Origin of the sequence: Rhodococcus sp. As11, assembly GCF_048957735.1 — a bacterium.
Lineage (GTDB): Bacteria > Actinomycetota > Actinomycetes > Mycobacteriales > Mycobacteriaceae > Rhodococcus > Rhodococcus gordoniae.
This window is the reverse complement of sequence record NZ_JARDJE010000034.1, coordinates 22,170-28,780: the sequence shown is the minus strand read 5'-3', so window position 1 is coordinate 28,780 and position 6,611 is coordinate 22,170. Positions and strand designations below refer to the sequence as shown.

General features: G+C 67.8%; 6 protein-coding genes and 1 pseudogene. 6 read left to right on the top strand and 1 reads right to left on the bottom strand.

The features are described from left to right. Window positions 1–271: pseudogene (locus PV766_RS23485) on the top strand (cytochrome ubiquinol oxidase subunit I); the annotation flags it as partial. Between the two features lie 206 nt (window positions 272–477). Here the strand turns inward: PV766_RS23485 and PV766_RS23480 are convergent. Then, complete coding sequence (locus PV766_RS23480; protein WP_421098051.1) at window positions 478–1,164, bottom strand: TetR/AcrR family transcriptional regulator; 687 nt, start codon at window positions 1,162–1,164, stop codon at window positions 478–480. A gap of 174 nt (window positions 1,165–1,338) precedes the next feature. Between PV766_RS23480 and PV766_RS23475 the strand changes: the two genes are divergently transcribed. Genes PV766_RS23475 through PV766_RS23455 form a run of 5 tightly spaced genes read left to right on the top strand, consistent with a single transcriptional unit; the run spans window position 1,339 to window position 6,604 of the window. Next, the gene (locus PV766_RS23475; RefSeq protein ID WP_421098050.1) at window positions 1,339–2,187 is read left to right on the top strand and encodes an urea amidolyase associated protein UAAP1; all 849 of its coding nucleotides are present in this window, start codon (window positions 1,339–1,341) and stop codon (window positions 2,185–2,187) included. Then, window positions 2,184–2,834 carry an urea amidolyase associated protein UAAP2 gene (locus PV766_RS23470; protein ID WP_421098049.1) on the top strand — a complete coding sequence of 217 codons (651 nt, stop codon included), beginning with the start codon at window positions 2,184–2,186 and terminating at the stop codon, window positions 2,832–2,834. The genes PV766_RS23475 and PV766_RS23470 overlap by 4 nt, the downstream gene beginning before the upstream one ends. A gap of 7 nt (window positions 2,835–2,841) precedes the next feature. Next, window positions 2,842–4,812, top strand: coding sequence for a 5-oxoprolinase/urea amidolyase family protein (locus tag PV766_RS23465; protein ID WP_421098048.1), 1,971 nt, complete (start codon window positions 2,842–2,844; stop codon window positions 4,810–4,812). Further along, the gene (locus tag PV766_RS23460; protein ID WP_421098047.1) at window positions 4,809–5,576 is read left to right on the top strand and encodes a hypothetical protein; all 768 of its coding nucleotides are present in this window, start codon (window positions 4,809–4,811) and stop codon (window positions 5,574–5,576) included. Before PV766_RS23465 ends, PV766_RS23460 begins: the two co-directional genes overlap by 4 nt. Further along, window positions 5,573–6,604 (top strand): isopenicillin N synthase family dioxygenase, encoded by a 1,032-nt coding sequence (locus PV766_RS23455; protein ID WP_421098046.1) that lies wholly within the window; start codon window positions 5,573–5,575, stop codon window positions 6,602–6,604. The genes PV766_RS23460 and PV766_RS23455 overlap by 4 nt, the downstream gene beginning before the upstream one ends. The last annotated feature ends 7 nt before the right edge of the window (window positions 6,605–6,611 follow it).

The following is a 6,611-nucleotide window of genomic DNA, read 5'->3' as shown; positions in this document are numbered from 1 at the left end:
CAAGAGCTACCGCTACGGCCAGGTCGTCACGGTCGACGACCCGTGGGGCTACGGCAACTCGCTCGAGTGGGCCACCAGCTGCCCGCCGCCGCGGCACAACTTCACCGAGCTGCCGCGGATCAGGTCCGAGCGCCCGGCCTTCGAGCTGCACTACCCGCACATGGTCGAGCGGATGCGCGCCGAGGCGCACGTCGGCCCGGGTAGCGACAAGCACGAGGTGAACGTGCTCGAGGGCGCCGACCGCACACCGGGCGACCTTCCTCGTAAGTGATCGTCACGCGTAGAACCACCGACCGAACGCACCCGCAGAGGGGCGGAGCCGAGCGAACACGACCGGAGTCGAACTCGGCGGGAGCGTGCCCGCCGAGGCGGATGTCCTGATCGTCGGCGCCGGTATCTCCGGCATCGACACGGCGTACCAGCTGAAGACGAAGCGCCCGTCGACGACCTTCGCGGTCGACGAGCCCGCAGGGCGCTTCACACGTATGGCGGAGACGGGGGATTCATCGATTCCAGCAGATCGTCGGGAACCCCCACCACGAGTGCCCGAGCAACGCTCGTCACTGCCGCAACGTCGCCGACACCGAGAACGGTCAGCGACGCCGTCGCCAGCGCTTCGGAGAGCCCCGCGTCGATGTCTGCGTTGTCGGCGCGGATCCCGATGACCGATTCGACGATCCGGAACGGCAGGTGGGTGCGGGGATCACCGTCGCCGACGATCCGGGCCGCGAGACGCCGGTAGCGTTCCATCAGTTGCCGGCGCTCGTGCCGGAAACGATCGAACGGCTCGGTACGGATCTCCGGAAGGTGGTACAGCGCTCCGAGATTCCATCTGCCCGAGCACAATTGGGCGGTGTCGAACCAGGCGAGTGCGCACAGGCGCACCTCGGGCGGCAGCGTGTCGTCGAGATGGTCGTCGAAGTCGAGGGTCGGTTCGACGGTGCCCTCGAGCAAGGCGACGAGGATGTCGTTCTTCGTGGCGAAGTGGTTGTACAGCGACGCCTGCCGGATCCCGACCGCCTCGGCGATCGACCGGGTCGACGTGGGGGAGAACCCGCGGGTGGTGAACAGTTCCGCTGCGGCATCGAGGATCTCGGCACGCGCGGTCGGTCCGGGCCGACGCGGCGCGTGGAGACGGGGGCGTCCCGGTCCTGCATGGATCACCTCTCCACTCTGACACGACGAAAGTGACTGCAGCACCATGGTCTTCGGTCGTGAAGATTTCGTCACACGGATGAAACACACGTCACGGACTCGTTACGCCGGGGACATTCCCCGAAGATGAGCGATCGGAAAACTGTCGATCGACAGTTTCCCCGGACCGCCGATCGGAGCGCCATGACCGAGACCCTCGCGACCGCCACCACGCACGCCGCTCGTGCCCACGCCCGAGCGCAGGCCGGAACCGTCACGGACGCGATGCCGATCGTCCCCGCCTCCTCCTGGCCCGCCCCGCCGAACGGCCGTGCGGCAGCGATGACCTGGGCCGAGACCGTCCCCGGCGGCCGCTACACCGGCAAGGTTCTCGCCCGCGGCACCCGCCTGCGATTGCGGGACGTCGACGGCACGGCCTGCGCGCACGTGCTGCTCTTCCGTGCCGATGCGCCGCACGAGCGGCTCAACGTCGCCGACACCGTGAAGGTGCCCTGGCAGGCCTATCTCGGAACCGGGCACCCCCTGCTCTCCGATCAGGGCCGAGTACTCGCGACCATCGTCGCCGACACCTCCGGCCGGCACGACGCCCTGTGCGGCACCACCCATCTCGCCGGAAACACCGCGAAGTACGGAGCGGGAGAACTTCATTCGTCGTCTCCGGCCGGCCGGGAACTGTTCTCTGTCGCCGCCGCCAAGCACGACCTGCAACCGCGCGACCTGCCGCCGTCCCTGTCCTTCTTCCACGGTGTCCGTGTCGAGGAGGACGGAAGGCTCGTCAGCACCGGTAACGCCGGGCCCGGCGCCTACGTCGACCTTCTGATCCACCTGCCGGTGATCGTGCTCGTCGCCGACACCGCACACCCGCTCGATCCCGATCCCGAGTTCACCACCGGCAGCCTGGAAGTTCTCGCCTGGCGAGCGCCGGAAGAACTGAATTCGCTGCCGAACACCGACCCCGAGTACCGGCGCGCCGTCCTCAACACCGACGACGCCTGGGCCGCCGCCACGTCCGAAACGGAGATCCGCCGATGACCCTCACCGCAGACACCGCAGAACTCGCCCTCGTTCCCGGTCGCGTCGTCCTCGACGAGATCGTCGGACTCCGCGGACCGTGGTCGGCCGTCGTCGCCGCGGGAGACGTCCTCACGATCGTCGACCTGCACGGCAATCAGGCCGTCGACACGCTCGTCTACGACGCGCACGACACCGGCCGGCGGTACAGCGCGGCGGCCACCGTCGCCGCACAGCAGAATCTGTTCCTCACCACCGGATCCGTCCTGCGCGACTCCGAGGGCGCTCCGCTCATGACGCTCGTCGCCGACGAGGTGGGAGATCACGACACCGTCGGTGGTGCGTGCTCGCAGGAGTCGAACACCCTGCGCTACGGGCACCACACGAAGCACCAGCACGCGTGTGTCGAGAACTTCCTCATCGAGGGCGCGAAGTGGGGCCTCGGCAAGCGGGATCTCGTCTCCAACATCAACTTCTTCATGAATGTGCCCGTCGAGGCGGACGGCACCCTCGGCATCGTCGACGGGCTCTCCGCTCCCGGAAAGCGCCTCGCGATCCGCGCCGAGCGCGACGTACTCGTGCTCGTCTCGAACTGCCCCCAGATCAACAACCCGTGCAACGGCTTCGATCCCACGCCGGTTCGCATGATCGTCACCCGCGAGGAGTGAGCCTGCCATGACCACCAAGATCGGCGTAGAACGCCCCGGAATGCTCACCACCGTCCAGGACTACCCGGGTCGCACCGGATACTGGCAGATCGGCGTACCGCCCTCCGGGCCCATGGACGACCTGTCCTTCCGTCTCGGCAATGTGGCTCTCGGCAACGACGAGGGCGCCCCCGGCCTCGAGACCACGATGGCGGGCCCCGCGCTGCGTTTCACCGACGACACCGAGGTGTGCGTGACCGGTGCTCCCGCCGGCGTCCGGATCGACGGAGTCACCGTTCCGCAGTGGCGGCCCGTCACCGTTCCGGCCGGCGGACTGCTCGATGTCGGCGTCGTCTCCGGTCCCGGCCTGCGCGTCTACATCCTGGTCCGGGGCGGATTCGACGTTCCCGAATTCCTCGGCAGCGCCTCGACGTTCACGCTCGGCACGTTCGGCGGTCACGAGGGCCGCACCCTTCGCGAAGGCGACGTCCTCGTCGTGGGTGACGATCCCCGCCGTGAGAGCGGGCCCGTCCCGTCCGAACACGTGCCGGCTCTCGGCACGCGCTGGGAGATCGCGGTGACCGAAGGCCCGCACGGCGCCCCCGAGTTCTTCACCCGCTCCGACATCGACACCCTCTACGCCACCGAGTACGAGGTGCACTTCAACTCCGATCGCACCGGGGTCCGGCTCATCGGCCCGAAGCCGGAATGGGCCCGGACCGACGGCGGGGAAGCGGGGCTGCATCCGTCGAACATCCACGACAACGCGTACTCCGTCGGCGCGCTCGACTTCACGGGCGACACCCCGATCCTGCTCGGCCCCGACGGGCCGAGCCTGGGCGGCTTCGTGTGCCCGGTGACGGTCGTCGCCGCCGACCGCTGGAAGCTCGGTCAGCTCGCACCCGGCAACACCGTCAGGTTCGTTCCCGTGAAGTCGCAGCACAGCGCGTCGCGCCGCGAGCTGGGAGTCGGTCGTCGTGCCGGTCTGTCGCTGGTCGCGTCGGGCGGCGGCGACGGCGACGACGGAGTCCTGGCCCGCCGCGACGGGCACACCGCCGTCACCTACCGCCGCAGCGGCGACGACAACGTGCTCGTCGAGTACGGCGACATGACGCTCGACCTGGCGCTGCGGGCCCGCGTGCACGCCCTGCACCAGCGCCTCGAAGCGCAGCGACCTGCCGGCCTGCTCGAACTCACCCCCGGTATCCGGTCGCTGCAGGTCAAGGTCGACCCGGACGTCCTGCCGGTACCGGTCCTGCTCGGTCTGCTCGCCGAGGTCGAGGACGGTATCGGCGACAGCGACGAACTGGAAGTGCCCAGCCGTCAGGTGCGCCTGCCACTGTCCTGGGACGATCCGGCGACCCGCGAGGCCATCCAGCGCTACATGCACGGCGTGCGGTCGGACGCGCCGTGGTGCCCGTGGAACATCGAGTTCATCCGTCGCATGAACGGCCTCGACACCGTCGCCGACGTGTTCGACACGGTGTTCGCCGCCGACTACATGGTGCTCGGACTCGGCGACGTCTACCTCGGTGCACCGGTCGCGACACCGCTCGACCCGCGGCACCGGCTGGTCACCACCAAGTACAACCCGGCCCGCACGTGGACACCCGAGAACGCGGTCGGGATCGGCGGTGCGTATCTGTGCATCTACGGCATGGAAGGCCCCGGCGGATACCAGTTCGTCGGCCGCACCACCCAGGTGTGGAATCACCGGCACCCGCAGCCGGCCGGGCCCTTCGAGGACGGAACGCCGTGGCTGCTGCGGTTCTTCGACCGGATCTCCTGGTATCCCGTCGACCCCGAGGAACTGCTCGATCTGCGCGCCGATCTCGCGGCCGGTCGTGGCGGGGGAGTGGAGATCACCGACGGGACCTTCTCGTTGGCAGACCACCGGAAATTCGTCGCCGACAACACATCCTCGATCGCGGAGTTCCAGGCGACCCAATCCGTCGCCTTCGCGCAGGAGCGGGCACGGTGGAAGGCGACCGGCGCATGACGACCACCGAACGGATCCGGCTCGCGGGAACCCGGTTCGAGCGAACCCTGCTGGCGCGTCCGGGCACCGAACCCGACACCACCACCCGGGTCACCTGGGTGCAGGGCGAGAAGTTGTACTGCGATCTGAGACAACCCGCCTCGCTCCCTGTGGTGACGGCCTCGACCGCGAACGACATGAACTTCGACGATCTCGTGGCACTCGCGACGCAGGACGGTTTCGCGGGCCGGTTGCTCGACCGCGGCGATCACGTCGAGTGGGAACGCGCCGTGTCGTTCCACCCGCTCGGTCCGACACCCGACGCCGGCAGTCTGGCCCTGCTCGACGCGGACATTATCGTCGAACACGGTGTGTACGAGGACTACACGGAACACTGGCACACCGTCGGCGTCTCGTCCGACATCGAGGAGTATCTGCTCGAGGACATCGACACCGGGGCGACCGCGGTACTCGTGCGGGTGGGGGAGACCTTCGCGTTCGCGCGCGGCCGCGACCGCACCCCCGGATCCGGTTCTCTGCTCGAACGCATCAGGGGGGCGGCGACACTCCGCGAGGCCCGCGCAGTGCTCGACTGCGAGGTCGCCGTCGGCCGAGTGTGCGCCGGCCGATGGAACATCACCGCATCGACTCTCCCGTACCGGATCGGGGACTACCTCGACCCCGCTTTCGGAGACGAGATCCACACGAGCGACGTCACATTCGGCGGAACATCCGTCACGAGGCGGTGGCGTCCGCTCGACCCGAACCTCAGGACGGAACCATGACCTTCACCAGCATCCCCGTCGTCGACGTACACGCACTGGTCTCCGCCGACGACAGCGGACGGGACGCAGTCGTCGAGGAACTCGGGCGTGCCGCCCGCGAGGTCGCTTTCGCTCAGATCGTCGGGCACGGTATCGATCCCACCCTCATCTCGGGACTGAAGACGGCCGCAGAACGCTTCTTCGCACTGCCCGACGAAACCAAGATGTCGGTCTACATAGGCACTTCGTCGAACCACCGCGGCTATGTGCCGCCGGGTGAGGAAGTGTTCGCCGGTGCCACACCCGATCACAAGGAAGCGTTCGATCTGTCCATCGATCTTCCCGCCGACGATCCGGACTATCTGGCCGGCAATCCACTGCTCGGACCGAACCAGTGGCCCGAACTGCCGGACTTCGAGAAGCCCGTGGGGGCGTACTACGATGCCGTATTCGGTCTGGGCCGTGTGCTTCTGAGGGCTTTCGCCGAGACGCTCGGTGAGCCGTCCGATCTGTTCGATCGGTATGTGACGACACCGCCGGCGCAGTTGCGGATGATCCATTATCCCTACGATCCCAGTGCATCCGACCGCCCCGGTATCGGCGCTCACACCGACTACGAAATGTTCACGCTGCTCCTGCCCACGGCGCCGGGGCTCGAAGTGGTCAACGCCGACGGAGACTGGATCGAGGTCCCCTACCGCGACGATGCTTTCGTCCTGAATATCGGTGACCTGCTGGAGATCTGGACGAACGGTGTGTTTACAGCGACGTCACATCGGGTGCGTAAGGTTGCTCAGGAGCGTTACTCGTTCCCCTTGTTCTTCAACGTCGACTACGACACCCGGGTCGAGCCGCTGGAGAGGTTCGTCGACGCGGACGGACCACGATACGACGGAGTGACGGCCGGCGAGCATCTGTTCGCGCAGACCGCTCAGAGCTTCACCTATCTCCGCAACCGGCTCGCCTCCGGCGAGATCGTTCTTCCCGACAATGCCCGCCCCCTCTATTCGCTCGGACGCGAAGCCCAACGCAGCGCTCCTGCCGTCTGACCTTCTC